The sequence below is a fragment of the Arthrobacter sp. P4_H3 genome, from assembly GCF_056400885.1.
On record NZ_JBFUKK010000010.1, the window covers coordinates 46,877 to 65,166 of the forward strand.

General features: G+C 64.1%; 14 protein-coding genes and 1 tRNA gene. 4 read left to right on the forward strand and 11 right to left on the reverse strand.

Annotated elements, in window-relative coordinates:
- Positions 1–207: 207 nt before the first annotated feature.
- Both AC1DRE_RS14625 and AC1DRE_RS14630 read right to left on the reverse strand, forming a co-directional pair.
- A complete protein-coding gene (locus tag AC1DRE_RS14625) occupies positions 208–1,323 on the reverse strand; it encodes a C40 family peptidase (protein ID WP_476985285.1) in 1,116 nt (371 codons plus the stop codon).
- 777 nt (positions 1,324–2,100) lie between these two features.
- The gene (locus tag AC1DRE_RS14630; RefSeq protein WP_476985286.1) at positions 2,101–2,883 is read right to left on the reverse strand and encodes an RNA polymerase sigma factor; all 783 of its coding nucleotides are present in this window, start codon (positions 2,881–2,883) and stop codon (positions 2,101–2,103) included.
- 311 nt (positions 2,884–3,194) lie between these two features.
- Between AC1DRE_RS14630 and AC1DRE_RS14635 the strand changes: the two genes are divergently transcribed.
- Positions 3,195–3,518, forward strand: a complete 324-nt coding sequence (locus AC1DRE_RS14635) for an ArsR/SmtB family transcription factor (RefSeq protein ID WP_476985287.1) — start codon at positions 3,195–3,197, stop codon at positions 3,516–3,518.
- Here the strand turns inward: AC1DRE_RS14635 and AC1DRE_RS14640 are convergent.
- Positions 3,472–3,975 carry a hypothetical protein gene (locus AC1DRE_RS14640; protein WP_476985288.1) on the reverse strand — a complete coding sequence of 168 codons (504 nt, stop codon included), beginning with the start codon at positions 3,973–3,975 and terminating at the stop codon, positions 3,472–3,474. The two genes, AC1DRE_RS14635 and AC1DRE_RS14640, sit on opposite strands and share 47 nt — an antisense overlap.
- A gap of 228 nt (positions 3,976–4,203) precedes the next feature.
- On the opposite strand from AC1DRE_RS14640, the gene AC1DRE_RS14645 reads away from it, so the two are divergent.
- On the forward strand, positions 4,204–4,479 hold the full coding sequence (locus AC1DRE_RS14645; protein ID WP_476985289.1) for a winged helix-turn-helix domain-containing protein: 276 nt from the start codon (positions 4,204–4,206) through the stop codon (positions 4,477–4,479).
- Positions 4,480–4,535: 56 nt separating this feature from the next.
- Positions 4,536–4,781, forward strand: a complete 246-nt coding sequence (locus tag AC1DRE_RS14650; RefSeq protein ID WP_476985290.1) for a hypothetical protein — start codon at positions 4,536–4,538, stop codon at positions 4,779–4,781.
- 33 nt (positions 4,782–4,814) lie between these two features.
- On the opposite strand, the gene AC1DRE_RS14655 is transcribed toward AC1DRE_RS14650, so the two are convergent.
- Entirely contained in the window at positions 4,815–5,945 is a 1,131-nt protein-coding gene (locus AC1DRE_RS14655) for a tyrosine-type recombinase/integrase (RefSeq protein WP_230116644.1), read from the reverse strand.
- Positions 5,946–6,033: 88 nt separating this feature from the next.
- Positions 6,034–6,115, reverse strand: a tRNA-Leu gene (locus AC1DRE_RS14660).
- A gap of 207 nt (positions 6,116–6,322) precedes the next feature.
- Between AC1DRE_RS14660 and AC1DRE_RS14665 the strand changes: the two genes are divergently transcribed.
- Entirely contained in the window at positions 6,323–6,928 is a 606-nt protein-coding gene (locus AC1DRE_RS14665; RefSeq protein ID WP_104174901.1) for an ANTAR domain-containing response regulator, read from the forward strand.
- Positions 6,929–7,058: 130 nt separating this feature from the next.
- Here the strand turns inward: AC1DRE_RS14665 and pyk are convergent, their stop codons facing one another.
- The 6 genes from pyk to trpB all read right to left on the reverse strand — a co-directional run bounded on the left by pyk (position 7,059) and on the right by trpB (position 18,290).
- Entirely contained in the window at positions 7,059–8,549 is a 1,491-nt protein-coding gene (gene pyk / locus AC1DRE_RS14670) for a pyruvate kinase (RefSeq protein ID WP_476985291.1), read from the reverse strand.
- 73 nt (positions 8,550–8,622) lie between these two features.
- Positions 8,623–10,080 carry a glutamate synthase subunit beta gene (locus tag AC1DRE_RS14675; RefSeq protein ID WP_476985292.1) on the reverse strand — a complete coding sequence of 486 codons (1,458 nt, stop codon included), beginning with the start codon at positions 10,078–10,080 and terminating at the stop codon, positions 8,623–8,625.
- On the reverse strand, positions 10,073–14,689 hold the full coding sequence (gltB, locus tag AC1DRE_RS14680; protein WP_476985293.1) for a glutamate synthase large subunit: 4,617 nt from the start codon (positions 14,687–14,689) through the stop codon (positions 10,073–10,075). The genes AC1DRE_RS14675 and gltB overlap by 8 nt, the downstream gene beginning before the upstream one ends.
- Positions 14,690–14,952: 263 nt before the next feature.
- Complete coding sequence (gene lgt / locus AC1DRE_RS14685) at positions 14,953–16,140, reverse strand: prolipoprotein diacylglyceryl transferase (RefSeq protein WP_476985294.1); 1,188 nt, start codon at positions 16,138–16,140, stop codon at positions 14,953–14,955.
- Between the two features lie 3 nt (positions 16,141–16,143).
- On the reverse strand, positions 16,144–16,962 hold the full coding sequence (trpA, locus tag AC1DRE_RS14690; protein ID WP_181038921.1) for a tryptophan synthase subunit alpha: 819 nt from the start codon (positions 16,960–16,962) through the stop codon (positions 16,144–16,146).
- Positions 16,959–18,290 carry a tryptophan synthase subunit beta gene (gene trpB / locus AC1DRE_RS14695; RefSeq protein WP_476985295.1) on the reverse strand — a complete coding sequence of 444 codons (1,332 nt, stop codon included), beginning with the start codon at positions 18,288–18,290 and terminating at the stop codon, positions 16,959–16,961. The genes trpA and trpB overlap by 4 nt, the downstream gene beginning before the upstream one ends.

An 18,290-nucleotide genomic window follows, 5' to 3' on the forward strand; every position in this document is an offset into this window, starting at 1 on the left:
ATCTACGGCAAAGCTGTGGGATGGACGCACACCTACGGCTTGATTGAATGGCTGGACTCTTCAGGAAAGTACCACCTTGGCTGGGCACACTCATCGAGCATCAAGCGGGTGACACCGGAAGAGTGGAAGGGTGAGAGCGGACTGTAGTAGTCCTTGGAGACCGCTCACGCGGGCCCGAGTGCTGCACACGATGCTCCGGACCAATTATCAGGTCACTAGATCGAAATAGGCCGTATCTGAATTCCAGGCGATCGGATGCAGCAGCGTCCCCACAGAGGGGTTGAGCGCGCTGTACATCATCCCGTCGCCGGCGTAGATGCCAACATGACCCCAGTTATTTTGTCCCTGTGCGTTCTGGACGACTAGGTCCCCTGGCTGCGGGTTGTTCGTCCGCACCCCAACCCTCCATTGCTCCACCCTTGGGAGGTTGATTCCGGCTTGCCGATAGATCCACTGGACGAAGCCGGAGCAGTCCCACGCTTTGAAGGCCGTCCCGCCCCACACGTAGGACCCACCGACGCCGGTTTGGGTAAAGCGAAGGATTTCCTTGCGGATCTGGCTCAGATCCGCCGATGCTGTTGTCGGCGCTGAGCCGGTCGGCGTATCGACGCAAGGAGAAGGCGTCGTCCCGCCGTCGAGGGCATCAACGATGGCCGATGCTTCCGGCTCCCATCGCGCGTACAGCTCGGGAAAGGCCGACACCTGAACAGCCTGGGCAGCCTGGCCTTTGCTCATGGATTGCCATCCGGGGATGTCCAGAAGCCCGCGAGGGCTCCCCTGGTTGGGACCAGACGCTCCCCCATAGAAAGCCCGCACGTTATAGATGGGATCCATCAGCTCTCCGACACTCCCCCATCCAGCAGCTGGACGTTGTTGGGCCGTGCCAAGAGAATCGTGATCGCTTCCGGTACCGTCATGCGGATAGTTGAGAGATCCGGGGACGTTCACGTTGGCCAGCACTCTGAGGCTGGATTCCTGCAGAGCCATCATGATTGCGATGATCTGCCCATCTCGCGGCACGCCCAACTGCTTGCCGACTGAAATGTAGTCCCCCGCGAGGCTCAATTGCCGGGCCGTCAGGTTGACCGGCGCCTGGTTGCTATTTCCGATGTCCAAGGCACCACCCGCGTCGGCGCCTCGCTGACCACTCAACCCTTCCGAAGAGCAGATCGAGCCGGTGCTCGTCGCGTTGGCACCGAGCGCGGCAACGGTCGCGCAAAGCCCAAAGGCACCCGCCAGGATCACTGCCATGGCCGCCGCAACCGAGGCCCGCAGAATGGTCCGGCGCCTCACCAGGACAGCCAGCCTCAACGGAGTGGGCATCAGTAGACGATCCTGTTCGGCGCTGCATAAAAGCCGACCAAGATGCAATGATCCGCCGGGGCACTGGCGGCCGGCGGACAGTTGACCATGACGCTGACCGGGGCCGAATACGTGTTGCGGGTGGACATTGACTGATCCAAGACGCGAAGAGAGACCGTGCACACGTGGAGACCTGCCCAAGGCGCCGGTCGCTCTCGCACCTTGGCAAGCTCGCTGTCACACATCATGGATTCCGCAGTTGCCGAACGGTACGCCTGTTGCCCAGCCAGATACTGATAGGTTCCGGCATTGATCCCAGTCGACTCGAACTCCCGGACAAACACGGCCAGCGGATTGGATCCGTCAGGGAGCACATGCCACCAGTTGCGGAGGCCGGAGTACACCTCGGAGTACGACGCATCCCGAGTGTCCCATGTGTAAATCGCTGTCGCCGCCGCCGAAGCCAGCTTGCGGAAGTCAGTCGTGCGAGGCGGGCCATACCTGTCGGGTCCGTCGACAGCGGGGGGAGCCGTCGTCAGCGCTTCTGACTGCGGCCCAGCGGGGACAGCCGTCGAACTCTGGCGAGTCGGCGCCGTCGACGTCGCTGGGCCCGGCTCAGGTGCGGGCACCGGGGTGGGCTGTGTCAGCGCGAACAGCACGAACGCGACACCCAAGATCACGAACGTTAGGAACAACCATCGCCGTTGGCTGCTCGAGCCAGGCAATGCAATTCTCCGGGTCAACGACATTCCAGCCTCCTCGCCGGTTCATTGCAAAATGATCGGGTGAGGACATGACTTAGCGGGCAGGTCGCCTTCCACCCTGGAGAATCCGCCATGACGTTTGATACAGCCGCCGGGCGAATCCAATCTGCACGGCCACATAGCGCTCCGTGACTCCAAGCTCAGCGGCCAACGCCGCCAAAGCCCTGGCGCGGTCCGGCCCTCGCAAGTCGGGTCGAACAATGGTTGCCGCAGTTTGACGGAGCACCGGCGTGGGCAGGCATTCTGCCGCACGCTGGCAAACGTCCCCGATATGGCGCATTTCTTTCGGGTCAACCTCCAGTGCGTTTTGAACAGTCCTCGCCGTATGGCGCACTACCGTCGCCGCATGCCATCGGCGGCGGTCCTGTGGCGAAGGCGGACCGTACTGGCGTGGCCCAGTCAGACTGTCAACGGCAAGTACCCATACTCCGCCCGGCACGTTTGCCCGGGTCAGTTCGATGATTTTTCGTGCCCATTCCTGATCGATGATTTTCTCAGCACTTCGATCCACGCCGCCGATAACCAGCATCGCCAGAGCATCGAGCGACGCCGATCCGTCCGGATCCCCGGCTTCAATCAGCAACGGCAACGTCTGATGGCTCAGCTCTCTGCGGATGTGTGCGGCGCACACGTTGGCGCACACTCCCTGGACCCAGGCCCCGAAAGGGACTCCCGGTAGTTGGCGATAGTGTCCTCGACTCACTCCGTCCCACACCGCTACCCGGATGTCTTGCATAACGTCGTCCACGTCGCAGGCCCTGCCGATCCGGGACAGATGCGAAACGACATATCGGCGCACACCGTCAACGGCGACCATGATCTGATCCACCGGGACTGCCAGCACTGTCGGCGCTGGCGGCCTGCGCAAGGAAACATCAACGGTAACTGCACTTGGTTCGTCATGTTGGGCCTGATTTGCTTTGGCTTCGACTCGCACGGGTCTTCACCGCTTCGACTAAACGCTTCCAATAGGACCGGTGACGGCACGTCCGACACCTCGAGAATGGCCGCTAAACCACGGCCGACCACGAATGCAATAAGGCTATGCAAACTATTCTCAAGGATACTTAAAGTATCGTCAAGACGACGGGTCTTACTTTTATTCGACCTGTAGATGAGAATGGTTCCATGCCAAGGATTACCCAGCCTCACGACGACGCCTGGTCAGCCGAAGTCGAGGCCGCCGTCGCGACCTTTGGCAACCGTTCACGGAATGAGATCCTTCGCTACCTTTCGGCGCACGGGCCGGCCTCCCGTGGGGACATTGCAGCATCAGTCAGCGCCGGCGAACCTAGTGTGGCCAAGCACCTGCTGGCATTGGAGGAGTCCGGCGCCATCGTAGTCGATGTCGAACCAGGCCGTCGCCACGGCCGATCGCCGCGCTATTCAGCCAACCCGGCAAGGATCAAGGAACTGCTGGCGGCTCATCATGAATATCTTCTGGAGGGCTAGCCGCCGCCTTCTCCCCGCCCGGGTGGCGCCCAATATCCTTGTTGAGATATTCAGATATGGCCTGCAAGGTCTCCGGTGATACGTCCCCAAGGGTTCGGGCGGCGAAGGTCTTCACACGGGCCGCACGCAGGGACTTGACGAACTCAAGCTGGGAATCAATGCGTTGGGGCAAGGCTGCATCATCGCCAGTCAGATAGGACGGGTCTACCTTGAAGATGTCACAGAGGCCAGCCAGCAAAACCGGATCGCTGACCAGGCGGCCAGTCCCTTCTTTCATGTAGAACCAGCGCGCGCGGGACAATTTGATGCCCCTCCGGGCAAGGTCTGCTTGCACTTCCCTGAACGTCACCGGGTTCCCGCGCTCTGCAACTACAACGTCGAGCAGCAGATTCAAACGACGGGCGAGCTGGGCCTGAGGCGACAGCCCCGCACCGTGCCCTGTCTCGTCAATCCGCATAACCGCCCCTTGATCAGCCACTTCAACACCGGCAGTCCAGTCACGTACTGTCCCCGCCCTACCGCCCAGTATTCCGCGAGTCATGCGCGTCGGCAATCAGGGTCCCGGCGTCTTAGAAGATTCATGGGCAAAAACAAGCCCTTCCATCATGACCTCAGCAGGGGTAATCTGCTGCTGTAGACCCGTCTACAGCAACACGCTCCCTTCATTCCCTAGGTTCCGGTCTCCATGTCGAACATCCTGATGAACCGAACGCGAAGCCAAATTGTCCGCTTCTTACTCAAGAACGGTCCATCAACGTGCAGCGAAATCGGAGCCGGGCTGCAGGCCTCGCCGTCGACCATCCGTCGGCAGCTCAACTTCCTTGGTAACGCAGGCCTCGTGCAGCGCGCCTCGAGCCAGTTCACGGCTTCTCCGGAGCGAGTGCAGCGCCAGACCGATGACTTTGCAGCGACTTTCGGCAACGCGGTCATGCAGCCGGATGGCCCAGCTCCGATGAACTAGGGCAGGACTCAGCACGGAGCACTGCCGCAGCGAAATCACGAAAGGATCGAAGAAGCATGAAACTCGAATTCTTCGAGCCGGCCGAGGCTGCCTCGGTCCTCAAGTGCTCAGAGGCATGGCTCCGCGAAGGGGCCGCAAAGGGAGAGTTCCCGCATTCCGTCTGGGGCAAAGGAAAGATCGTCTTTACGTCTGTCCACTTGAAAGAGATTGCCCAGCTGCGCGAAGTCCGGTCAACGAGTACATCGCCGACCTCCGTCCGAATGATCGGAACCCGGGCGCAGGCACGCCAGAATTACTCATAGTTTGGGCGAGCACCGTTTGGGCGAGTGCCGGAGCTAGCCACGCCAGACAACGGCAGACCGCTCAACGGCATCCGCGGCATCTTGAAGGGCTTGTGGCATCAAGTGGCCGTACACCTGCTCCGTTGTCCGAGTGGACGCATGCCCCAGGCGCCTGGAGATAGTGAACAGAGAAACGCCGTCCTGGATCAACCAGGACGCGTGGGTGTGGCGCAGATCGTGAATCCGCGGCGACTTGGTCAGCCCACGGGCCTGCGCCGCTTTGACCGCCGGAACCCAATAGTGATGCCAATACAGCTTGTGAATGATCCGCTCACCCTTAGGCGTCGTAAACAAAAGATCCGAACCAGGCCGGCTGGCCACCAGCGGAATGAGCACCTCCACCAAATGCGGGTTCAAGGAAACCGTCCTCTTGCCGGCACCCGTCTTGGTCGCACCGATGTAGTACTCGGAGTCAGCGCCACGTTTCCACGCCTTATTGATCCTCATGGTGGCAGGCTTGGACATCAGGTCCACGTCTGCCACGGTCACGGCCGTTGCCTCGCCAAAGCGGGTTCCGGTCATGACCAGGAACTCAGTGAAAGCCCTGTACCGCTCCCCCATGCCCTCAAGGATCATGCCGAATTCAGCGTGCGTTAGGAACCGTGCCTCATCCTCAGCCTTTTCACCCGATGGGAGCTGAACGTGCCGGCAAGGATTGTCTTTCCGGTAGCGCAGCATGACGGCCGTCTCCATGGCCGCGAAGATCAGGCCATGGTTGTTCTTGATGGTCTTCGGAGACCTGCCCTTCTTCTGCATGGTCTTGATCCAGTAGGTCAGGTGCCGGTAGTCCAGCTTGTCCACGGGAATGTGGCCGATGACGTCCGCGATGTGCAGCTTCAACATCGTTTGGTACGTGTGGACCGTCCCGACGGACGGGCGCACCAACAGGTCGATGTGCTCCTGGATCACCGCAGCCACAGTCGGTGATTTGGTCTGGTTCTTGACCATCGCATGCTGGGCGATTTCGAAGGACTGATTGTTCGCGTCGAGGAGGCGCTTCAGCGTCTGGGCTTCAGCCGACGTAGCGAGGGTGATCCCCTCTTGTTTTCGCGTCTCGGGATTCCGCCAGCGGACCGTAAAGGACGTCGATCCATCCGATTTTTTTCGTTCCCAAACGCTGGCCATGCCCAAAATTCTAGGCTTCGTGTGCACAAAAAACGAGCTTTTGTGCACACTCTCGGGGTCTAAACCCCGCTGACCTGCGGAAACACTGTGCCCGAGGTGGGACTCGAACCCACACACCTTTCGATACCGCATTTTGAGTGCGGCGCGTCTGCCAATTCCGCCACTCGGGCGCGGATTACACCGAAGTAACAATCTTAAGCTCACAGCTCCGTTGTGAGCAACGCGATCGTCTCCAGTGCGCGAAATTACTCTACATGCAGATAGGCTGAATTCCAGAATCGCGCCAGTGCCGCCGCAACGAACCCAAGCAGTTCCAAGTACAACAGCGGGCACAACTAAGATGGACTAGTTCCCGCCGTACCTTTCAAGGAGTTCCCGTGTCAGAACAGACGGAGTCAAACCCCAACACCCAGCCGGCCCGCCGCGTGATTGTCGCCGAGGACGAAACCCTTATCCGCCTGGACATCATCGAAATCCTGCGGGGCGAAGGCTATGACGTCATCGGCGAAGCGGACAACGGCGAGAAGGCCGTCCAGCTCGCCGAGGAACTCAAGCCCGACCTCGTCCTGATGGACGTCAAGATGCCCGTCATGGACGGCATCACTGCCGCTGAAAAGATCGTCAAGGCGCGCATCGCCCCCGTCGTGCTCCTGACGGCGTTCAGCCAGAAGGAACTCGTGGAGCGTGCCCGTGACGCCGGCGCCATGGCCTACGTCGTCAAGCCCTTCACCCCCGCCGACCTGATCCCCGCCCTGGAGATCGCACTCTCGCGCCACGAAGAAATCAAGGCCCTCGAAAACGAGGTCTCGGACCTGCAGGAGCAGTTCGCCACGCGCAAGCTCGTGGAGCGCGCCAAGAGCCTGCTGACCACCAAGATGGGCCTCACCGAGCCCGAGGCCTTCCGCTGGATCCAGAAGACCTCCATGGACCGCCGCCTCAGCATGCGCGAGGTCGCCGAAACCATCATCAACCAGGTCAACTAACCACACCGGCCCGGCAGGCACCGCACGACGGCGGCCTGCCGCGTCGGCAGTCCGGCCCGCCGGCCGGTAGCAGAGACAAAAAGGAAGGATCCCCGCCAACTGGCGGGGATCCTTCCTTTTGTCTAGAAGACTAGGCCTTCTTCTTCTTTTCCGGCCACGGTCCGAGCTTTTCCTTGTTGCTGGCCACCTCGCCCACGAACGTGGTGTCGGCCAGGTCCCCAACCTTGTGGACCTTCAGGGAGTTCGTCGAACCGGCCCTTCCGGGAGGGGAACCGGCGGCGATGACCACCAGGTCACCGTCTTCCACCAGGTTCAGTTCCAGCAGGCTGCGGTCCACCTGTGCGGTCATTTCATCCGTGTGGTCCACCATGGGGACCAGGACCGGCTGAATGCCCCAGGTCAGCGCGAGCTGGTTCCAGACGTGCTCCACCGGGGTGAAGGCGAAGACCGGCTTGATCGGGCGCAGGCGCGAGAGCCGGCGCGCGGAGTCACCGGACTGCGTGAACGCACAGATGTACTTCGCGTCCAGCTGGTCGGCGATTTCGACGGCGGCGCGGGTGATGGCGCCGCCGCGGGTCTTGGGCTTGGTGCCCAGCGGAGGAACGCGCTCAAGGCCGTGGACTTCGGTGGACTCGATGATCCGGGCCATGACCTTGACGGTTTCGATCGGGTACTTGCCCACGCTCGTCTCGCCGGACAGCATAACTGCGTCGGCGCCGTCGAGCACCGCGTTGGCGCAGTCGGAGGCCTCAGCGCGGGTGGGGCGCGGGTTGTCGATCATGGACTCGAGCACCTGGGTGGCGACGATGACCGGCTTGGCCCAGCGGCGGGCCAGTTCGATGGCGCGCTTCTGGACGATCGGAACCTCTTCGAGGGGAAGCTCCACACCAAGGTCGCCACGGGCCACCATGATGGCGTCGAAGGCGTCGATGATCTCGTGCAGCTGCTCCACGGCCTGCGGCTTTTCGATCTTGGCGATCACCGGCACGCGGCTGCCTTCTTCGTCCATGATTTCGTGGACGCGCTTGATGTCCGAGGCGTCCCGGACGAAGGAGAGGGCAACCATGTCCACGCCGCGGCGCATGGCCCAACGGAGATCGTCCTCGTCCTTTTCGCTCAGGGCGGGAACGTTGACGGCAACGCCGGGCAGGTTGATGCCCTTGTTGTTGGAGACCATGCCACCGACGGTCACCTGGGCGACCACCTTGACGTCGTCGACCTCGATGGCGCGCAACGCCACCTTGCCGTCGTCGATCAGCAGCGCATCGCCGACATTGACGTCGTCGGTAAGGCTCTTGAGCGTGGTGGAGCAGATCTCCTTGGTGCCCGGCACATCTTCGGTGGTGATGGTGAAGATGTCGCCGACGAACAGTTCGTGCGGGCCGTCGACAAAGCGGCCAAGACGGATCTTGGGGCCCTGGAGGTCGGCCATGATGGCAACGGGCTTGCCCAGCTGCTTCGAGGCCTTACGGACGTTCTCGTAAGTGCCGTCATGCACGGAGTAGTCTCCGTGGCTCATGTTCATGCGGGCAACATCGACGCCGGCTTCAATAACTGCGAGGGTGTTCTCGAAGCTGGAAATGGCCGGTCCGAATGTTGCCACGATCTTAGCGCGTCTCATATACCTACCCTATTGGTGTGTTTCTGGTTTGGAGTTGTACCGCAGGTGAACTTCCGTGGTCCCCCGTTTGTGACTAGAGAACGGCGATCGCCCGGTCGGTTGGGGCAACCGGGGCAGGCAGGATCGTTGTTCCCATCAGGAACTTGTCAACAGCCGCCGCGCAGGCGCGGCCTTCGGCGATGGCCCACACAATGAGCGACTGCCCGCGGCCGGCGTCACCGGCAACGAACACACCCTCGGTGTTGGTCATGTAGTAGCCGTCGCGCGCCACGTTGCCGCGGCCGTCGAATTCGGCGTGGACCTGCTCGGTGATCCCGGCAGGCTCCGCACCGGTGAAGCCCAGGGACAGGAAGACGAGGTCTGCGGGAATGATCCGCTCGGTGCCGGCCTTGGGGAGCCGCTTGCCGTCCACGAATTCAGTCTCGGCAACCTTCACGCCGGTGAGCCTGCCGTTTTCGCCAACGAACTCCACGGTGGAGGCAAGGTACGTACGCTCGCCGCCTTCTTCGTGCGCACTCGCAACCTCGAAGAGGGTGGGGAACGTGGGCCAGGGCTGGTTCGGAGTGCGCTCCACGGACGGCTGCTTGCCGATCGCGAGAGTGGTCACGGAGGCGGCGCCGTGGCGGTGGGCGGTCCCGAGGCAGTCGGCCCCGGTGTCGCCGCCGCCCAGGATCACCACGTGCTTGCCCTTGGCGTGGATCTGGTTCTCCACCTGCTCCCCCGCTACTACGCGGTTTGCCGGAACGAGGTAATCCATGGCGTAGTGGACGCCTTCAAGCCCGCGGCCCGGGATGGGCAGGTCGCGCGGCACGGTTGAGCCGGTGGCAACAACCACGGCGTCGTAACGGCGGCGCAGCTGCTCCCAGGTCACGTCGGTGCCGACGGCGACTCCGGTCCGGAAGCGGGTGCCTTCGGCCTTCATCTGCTCGAGACGGCGGTCCACCTGCTCCTTTTCCATCTTGAAGTCGGGGATGCCGTACCGCAGGAGCCCGCCGATCTTGTCGTCGCGTTCGTAAACAGCGACGGTGTGGCCCACCCGGGTCAGCTGCTGGGCAACGGCCAGGCCCGCGGGTCCCGAGCCCACCACTGCCACGGTCTTGCCGGTCAGGCGGGTCGGCGGCAGCGGGTTGACCCAGCCGTTGTCGAAGGCTTCATCGATGATGGAGACCTCAACCTGCTTGATGGTCACCGCGGGCTGGTTGATCCCCAGCACGCAGGAGGCCTCACACGGAGCCGGGCACAGCCGGCCGGTGAATTCCGGGAAGTTGTTGGTGGCATGCAGCCGCTCAATCGCTTCCTCGCCCTTGTCCCGCCACACGAGGTCGTTCCACTCGGGAATCAGGTTGCCCAGCGGGCAGCCCTGGTGGCAGAACGGCACGCCGCAGTCCATGCAGCGGCCGGCCTGACTTTTCAGGACACCTTTTTCCTGGGCCTCGTACACTTCCTTCCAGTCCATGATGCGGACGGGAACGGGACGGCGCGGCTGGGTTTCACGCTGACGTACTTTCAGAAATCCGCGTGGATCAGCCACCGGTCACCTCCAGGATTCGAGACCATACTTCTTCGCCATCGGGGTCCAGGCCCTCTTCGATGGCGTCAAGACGGGTTTGCAATACGGCCGCGTAGTCGCGCGGCAGGACTTTGGTAATGCGGGCAGCGGTGTCGTCGAAGTTCTCGAGCAGCCGTGCCGCGAGCTGCGATTCGGTTTCCTCGACGTGCTTGACCAGCAGGCCGTGCACGATGTCGCGGTCTTCGGCATCCAGTTCGCGGAGCTGCAGTTCGCCGGACTCCAGCGCCTGCTTGTTCACGCGGGTGGTCCGCAGGTCCAGCACATAGGCCGTTCCGCCGGACATGCCCGCGCCGAAGTTGCGGCCCGTGCGGCCGATGATCAGGGTCTGGCCACCGGTCATGTATTCACAGCCATGGTCGCCGATGCCTTCGACAACCGCCGTGGCGCCGGAGTTGCGGACCAGGAAGCGTTCGCCCACCTGGCCGCGCAGGAACATCTCGCCGCTGGTGGCGCCGTAACCGATCACGTTGCCGGCGATCACGTTGCTCTCGGCCTGGAACACGTTGGTCCGGTCCGGGCGGACGATGATGCGGCCGCCGGAGAGGCCCTTGCCCACGTAGTCGTTGGAGTCGCCGTACATGCGCAGGGTGATGCCGGCGGGCAGGAAGGCGCCCAGCGACTGGCCTGCGGTGCCGGTCAGCGTGATGTCGATCGTGTCCGTGGCCAGCACGTCAGTGCCGAACGTCTTGGTGACAACGTGGCCCAGCATGGTGCCGACGGAGCGGTCCGTGTTGATGACGTCCACGGCAATCTTCACCGGGCTGCGGTCGGTCAGCGCCTCGGCGGCCATGGTGATGAGCCGCTGGTCGAAGTGCTTGTCCAGCTCGTGGTTCTGGCCGGTCAGGTTGCGCAGCGGGGCGTCGTCGTCGAACTCGAGTCCGTGCAGGATCGGGTCCAGGTCCAGCCCTTCGGCCTTCCAGTGGTTGATCGCCTCACGGGTGTCCAGCATTTCGGCGTGGCCGATGGCCTCTTCGATGCTGCGGAAACCGAGCTCCGACAGGATTTCGCGGACTTCCTCGGCCAGGAACTCGAAGAAGTTGACCACGAACTCCGGCTTGCCGCTGAAGCGGGCGCGCAGTTCGGGGTTCTGCGTCGCGACGCCCACGGGGCAGGTGTCCAGGTGGCAGACGCGCATCATGATGCAGCCTTCCACCACCAGCGGTGCCGTGGCGAAGCCGAATTCCTCGCCGCCGAGCAGCGCGGCAATAACCACGTCACGTCCGGTCTTGAGCTGGCCGTCCACCTGCACCACCACGCGGTCGCGCAGGCCGTTGAGCATCAGGGTCTGCTGGGTCTCTGCGAGACCCAGCTCCCACGGAACACCGGCGTGCTTGAGCGAGTTCAGCGGCGAGGCGCCGGTACCGCCGTCGTGACCTGAAACCAGTACGACGTCGGCCTTCGCCTTGGTGACACCGGCGGCAACCGTGCCGATTCCCACCTCGGAAACGAGCTTGACGTGCACCCGGGCCGAAGGATTGGCACGCTTCGCGTCATAAATGAGCTGGGCGAGGTCTTCGATCGAGTAGATGTCGTGGTGCGGGGGCGGGGAGATGAGTCCGACGCCGGGGGTCGAGTGGCGCGTCCGGGCAACCCAGGGGTACACCTTCTGCGCCATCAGCTGGCCGCCTTCGCCGGGCTTGGCGCCCTGCGCCATCTTGATCTGGATGTCGTCGGCGTTGGTCAGGTACAGGCTCGTGACGCCGAAGCGGCCCGAGGCGATCTGCTTGACAGCCGAGCGGCGCTCGGGATCCAGCAGGCGGTCCACGTCCTCGCCGCCTTCACCGGTATTGGACTTGCCGCCCAGCCGGTTCATGGCGATCGCCAGGGTTTCGTGGGCTTCCTTGGAGATGGATCCGTAGCTCATGGCGCCGGTGGAGAAGCGCTTCACGATGCTGGAGACGGGCTCCACTTCCTCAAGCGGCACCGCGGGACGCGCATCGGTCTTGAACTTCAGCAGCCCGCGGAGGGTCATGAGGTTCTCGGACTGGTCGTCCACGCCCCGGGTGTAGGACTTGAAGATGTCGTAGCGGCGTTCACGCGTGGCGTGCTGCAGCCGGAAGACCGTCTCCGGGTTGAACAGGTGGGGTTCGCCGTCACGGCGCCACTGGTACTCGCCGCCGCCGAGCAGCGGGCGGTGCGGCTGCTCGATGCCGCCTTCGGGGTAGGCCATCTGGTGCCGGGCGGACACTTCAGCGGCGATGACGTCGAGTCCGACGCCGCCGAGCTGGGAGTGGGTTCCGGCGAAGAATTCGTCCACCAGCTCCTGGCCGAGGCCAAGGGCTTCAAACGTCTGTGCACCGGTGTAGGAGGCAACCGTGGAGATGCCCATCTTGGACATGATCTTCAGGACGCCCTTGCCGAGGCCCTTGATCAGGTTGTAGACGCCGTCCTGGGCAGTCACGCCAACAACGTCGCCGCTGCTGATGAGCTGTTCCACGGATTCCATGGCCAGGTACGGGTTGACGGCGGATGCGCCGTAGCCGATCAGGACGGCCACGTGGTGCGTCTCGCGGACGTCGCCGGCCTCGACCACGAGGGCGGTCTTGGTCCGGTTGGCGCTGCGCAGCAGGTGGTGGTGCACGGCGCTGACCAGCAGCAACGACGGGATGGGCGCCCACTGGGCGTTCGAGTCGCGGTCCGAGAGCACCACGTACTGCACGCCGCGGTTGATGGCACCGGAAACCTGCTCGCAGATTTCGGTCAGGCGGGCACGCAGCGCGTTTTCGCCGCCTTCGGGGCGGTACAGGCCGCGGACCTTCATGGCGATCCTGTCGCCGTCCGGACTTTCGATGTTGGCGATCTTGGCAAGCTGGTCGTTGTTGATCACCGGGAACGGCAGCGAAACCTGCGGCTGCCGGACCTGCTTGGTGTCCAGCAGGTTGCCGTTCGGGCCGATGGCACACATCAGGGATGTGACCAGCTCTTCGCGGATGGCGTCCAGCGGCGGGTTGGTGACCTGCGCGAAGGACTGCACGAAGTAGTCGAAGAGCAGGCGGGGACGCTTGGACAGCACGGCCACCGGAGTATCGGACCCCATGGCGCCGAGGGGCTCGGCACCGGTGCGGGCCATCGGGCCCAGCAGGATCTTCAGTTCCTCGGTGGTGTAGCCGAAGGTCCGCTGGCGGATGTTCACGGACGCGGCGGTGTGCACCACGTGCTCGCGTTCCGGCAGCTCGTCGAGGTCGATCAGGTTGTCCTTGACCCACTCCGCCCACGGGTTGGCGGCGGCGACTTCGGCCTTGACCTCTTCGTCGTCGATGATCCGGCCGGCTTCGGTGTCCACCAGGAACATCTTGCCCGGGGAGACGCGGCCCTTTTTGACCACCTTGGAGGGTTCGACGTCGATGACGCCCACCTCGGACGCGAAGACCACCAGCCCGTCCTCGGTGATCCAGTACCGTCCCGGGCGCAGCCCGTTGCGGTCAAGGGTTGCGCCCACCAGGCTGCCGTCGGTGAAGGACACGGCGGCCGGGCCGTCCCACGGTTCCATCAGCAGGGAGTGGTATTCGTAGAAGGCCTTGCGGGCCGGATCCATCGTGGCGTGGTTTTCCCAGGCCTCGGGGATCATCATCATGATCGAGTGCGTGATGGGCCGGCCGGACAGCCAGAGCAGCTCGGCCACTTCGTCGAACGACGCAGAGTCGGAGGCACCCGGGGTGCAGATGGGGTACAGCTCCTCGGGGGAATCCCCCAGCAGCGGGTTGGCCAGCTGTGACTGGCGGGCACGCATCCAGTTCCGGTTGCCCTTGACGGTGTTGATTTCACCGTTGTGGGCGATGGTCCGGAACGGCTGCGCGAGCGGCCAGGACGGGAAGGTGTTGGTGGAGAATCGCGAGTGGACAATCGCGAGCTTGGTCTTGAAGCGCTTGTCCGAGAGATCAGGGTAGAAGGGCTCCAGCTGCGCGGTGGTCAGCATGCCCTTATAGACGATGGTCCGGGAGGACAGCGACGGGAAGTACACGCCGAACTTGTTCTGGGCGCGCTTGCGGATGCGCCATGCCCGTGAGTCGAGTTCGTTGCGCTCCAGCACTTCCCCGGTGCTGGAGGCAAAGAACGGCTGGGAGAAGTACGGCATGCAGGCCCGGGCCATGGCACCGACGAGGTCGGCCACGATCGGGACTTCACGCCAGCCGAGGACGGTCAGGCCCTCATCGGCTGCGAGGCCTTCGATGCCCGCTTTGGCGGCATCGGCTTCGCGCTGCTCGGCCGGAAGGAAGGCCGTACCGGCGACGTACTGTCCGGGCGCCGGAAGCTCGAATTCGGTGACGGCACGGAAGAACTCGTCCGGGATCTGCATCAGCAGCCCGGCGCCGTCGCCCGTTCCTTCGTCGGCGCCCACAGCACCGCGGTGCTCCAGGTTGCGCAGGGCGGTCAGGGCGGCGTCGACGATGTCATAGCCGGGCTCACCACGGAGTGTTGCGATGATGGCGAGGCCGCAGGCGTCCTTCTCCTGCTCCGGGTTGTACAGTCCTGCGGCCTCCGGCAGCGCCGCGAACCGTTTGAACGGTGACATGGCGGCAGCCGGCTGGTTCGGCTCGGACCAACTGGGGCTGTGAAGAGTTTGGGTCATGGGAGACGTCCTTCCTCCTGATCGTGCGTATGGAAGGGACAACGTTGGCCCCACTCGCGATGCCGGTGTGACGGGCACAACAAAGTGTTAGTTACTGGAAATTGTAGGTCAGCCCGGCCTGCTCAACTAACAGTTACGCAGGCCCCTGACCCGGGCTTGACCCGTCGGCAGCTCTGTGCTGACGGGTACGGGGCCCTGGTGCCACGACGCTGTGGGAACGGGCGCTGCGAGCGGTAGCTCTGCGGCCCGGTTGCCGGAACTGACTACTTGGTGCCGTCAGTGCCCGGCGCGGATCCGGAGTCCTGGTGATCGGGGTCTCCTGCTGCCGGCGAGCCCTTGACGGGCTTGGTGCCGACAGATGAATCCGTCACCGCTTCAGTTGGGGCGGAAGTGTGCCCCGGACCGCTTTGGTTATCTGGGAGATTACCACGGGACTCACTATCTGAGACACTCTTGTCCGAATGCCGGATGCTTTTGCCGTGCGCCGGAACGGCTTCCAATTCGGCGTCCTCACGGTTCCCGGACTCAGTTTCGCCGTCCTTCTCCGCCGGAATGTGACCGGCTAGGTACGGCGTATCCGGCTCATCGCGCTTGCGGAGGCCCAGCACCACGAACACGATCAGGGCCGCCAGGAACACCACGATGCTGGTCCAGACGTTCAGTCGAGTGGTGATGCCGAACAGGTTGATCTGCTCTGCATCGTCGATCCGCATGGCTTCGATCCAGACCCGGCCCAGCGTGTAGTACATGGCGTAGATCCAGAACAGCCGTCCGCGGCGGAAGTTGAACTTCCGGTCCAGGGCCAGCAGGATCACCACGCCCGCGATGTTCCACAGGGATTCATAGAGGAACGTCGGGTGGAACAGCGTGTCGGCCGGCATTCCGGCCGGGAAGTTCGCGTTGTCGGCGTCGATCTGCAGGCCCCAGGGAAGAGTGGTGGGTCCGCCGAAGAGTTCCTGGTTGAAGTAGTTTCCCCAGCGGCCGACGGCCTGGGCCAGCAGCAGCCCCGGAGCGGCAGCGTCCAGGAACGCTGTGAGCTTGACCCCGGCACGGCGGCAGCCGATCCAGGCGCCCACGGCGCCGAGGAGGACAGCACCCCAGATTCCCAATCCCCCGCGCTGGATCTGCGGGATCAGCGAAAGGTCACCCGTGCCGTCGAAGCCGGGGCCGAAGTAAGCGTCCGGTGACGAGAACACGTGGTAGAGGCGGCCGCCGACGATGCCGAACGGGATCGCCCAGATGGCGATGTCCCACAGGCTGCCTTCCGGCGTGCCGCGCTTGTTCCAGCGGACCGACGCCAGCCAGAGGCCGACGACGATTCCGGTCAGGATGCACAGCGCGTACGCGTGGATCCGCAGTGACCCCCACGGCAGCGGAATGTCGAACCCGGACCAGTCCGGACTCGGAATACTGGCGGGGAGCATGGCCGCCGCGTGGAGGACAGTCTGCATTGTTTAGGCTTCTTCCCTGGTCAGGCCGGCGCTGAGGTCTTTGGTGAGGGCTGCGACAGCCTCCACGCCGCCGTCGCGGATGGCGGCGACGAGCGCCGTCCCCACGATCACGCCGTCGGCGTAGGCCGCGATTTCGCGGACCTGGCCGGCGTTGGAGACGCCGAGCCCCACACAGACGCGTTCCGCTCCTGCCGCGTGGGCGGCAGCCACGACGCCTTGGGCAGCGCTGCTGACGGATTCGCGGGCACCGGTGACGCCCATGATGGACACGGCGTAGACGAAACCGCGGCTGGCATCCACCGTGCGCTTCATCCGTTCCGGCGAGGAGGACGGGGCCACGAGGAAGACGCGGTCCAGTCCGTACTTGTCCGAGGCGGCCATCCACTCGGCGGCTTCGTCGGGAATCAGGTCAGGGGTGATGAGTCCGGCTCCCCCGGCCTCGGCCAGGAGGCGGGAGAATTCATCCACGCCCATCCGGATGACGGGGTTCCAGTAGGTCATCACCAATACTGCGGCGTCGGTCTTGCTGGTGATGCCGCGGACGACGTCGAAGACCTGGCGGACGTGGAATCCCTTGGCGAGGGCCTCGGTGGTGGCGGCCTGGATGACCACCCCGTCCATGACGGGGTCGGAGTACGGGATCCCGATCTCGATCAGGTCGGCGCCGTTCTCTGCCAGCGCGATGCCGGCGGCGATGGTCTGCTCCACGTCGGGGTAGCCGGCGGGCAGGTAGCCGATGAGGGCTGCCCGTCCTTCAGCGCGTGCCTTGTCGATGGCGGCTGCCGATTTGCTGGTGCTGGTGATGTCCTGAACGCCGGTCACAGCTGCTCCCCCTCTTTGCCGATCTCGGCCTCAACAGAATCCTTGTCCAGCAGGTCGAACCATTCAGCGGCCGTGGCCACGTCCTTGTCGCCGCGGCCGGAAAGGTTCACGATCACGATCTTGTCGGCGGCGGCTTCGCCCGCGCTGGCGGCCTCGGCCGCGAGGCGCTGGCCCACCTTGATGGCGCCGGCAAGTGCGTGGGCGGACTCGATGGCGGGGATGATGCCCTCGGTGCGGCAAAGCAGCCGGAAGGCGTCCATTGCCTCCGAATCCGTGATGGGCTCATAGCTGACGCGGCCGATGTCCGCGAGGTAGGAGTGTTCCGGGCCGACGCCCGGGTAGTCCAGCCCGGCCGAGATGGAGTGCGACTCGATGGTCTGGCCATCGTCGTCCTGCATCAGGTAGGAGCGTGCGCCGTGGAGCACACCCGGCTTGCCCAGCGTGATGGTGGCGGCGTGGCGTCCGGTGTCCACACCGTCGCCGCCGGCTTCGAAGCCGTAGATCCTAACGGAGGGATCGTCCAGGAAGCCGTGGAAGATGCCGATGGCGTTGGAGCCGCCGCCGATGCAGGCACAGACGGCGTCGGGCAGCCGGCCGGTCTGTTCCAGGATCTGGGCGCGGGCTTCCTCGCCGATGACCTCGTGGAAGTACCTCACCATGGCCGGGAACGGATGGGCTCCGGCAGCGGTGCCGAGGAGGTAGTGGGTGTGGCCGACGTTTGCCACCCAGTCGCGGAGTGCCTCGTTGATGGCATCCTTGAGGGTCTGCGAGCCGCTGGTCACGGGAATGACAGTGGCACCCAGGAGTTCCATGCGGGCCACGTTCAGCGCCTGGCGGCGGCAGTCCTCTGCGCCCATGTACACCACGCACTCGAGGCCCAGCAGGGCCGCGGCGGTGGCACTGGCCACGCCGTGCTGGCCGGCGCCGGTCTCGGCAATCACGCGGGTTTTGCCCATGCGCTTGGCGAGCAGGGCCTGGCCGATGACGTTGTTGATCTTGTGCGACCCCGTGTGGTTGAGGTCCTCGCGCTTGAGGAAGATGCGGACTCCCCCGGCGTGCTCGGCGAAGCGCTTGGCCTCGGTGAGCAGGGACGGGCGCCCGGAGTAGTTCTTGTTCAGGTCCGCGATCTGGGCGACGAAGTCCGGGTCGGCCTTCGCCTTTTCGAACGTGTCCTCCAGCTCGTCCAGCGCCGCGATGAGGGATTCGGGCATCCAGCGCCCGCCGTAGGAGCCGAAATAGGGACCTGGCGCGTGGCGCAGGGACCGGTCTCCTTGAAGAAATGCGTCCGCGGTGCCCTCGTCAGAGCCGGTTGTTGGCGCGTCGACCAT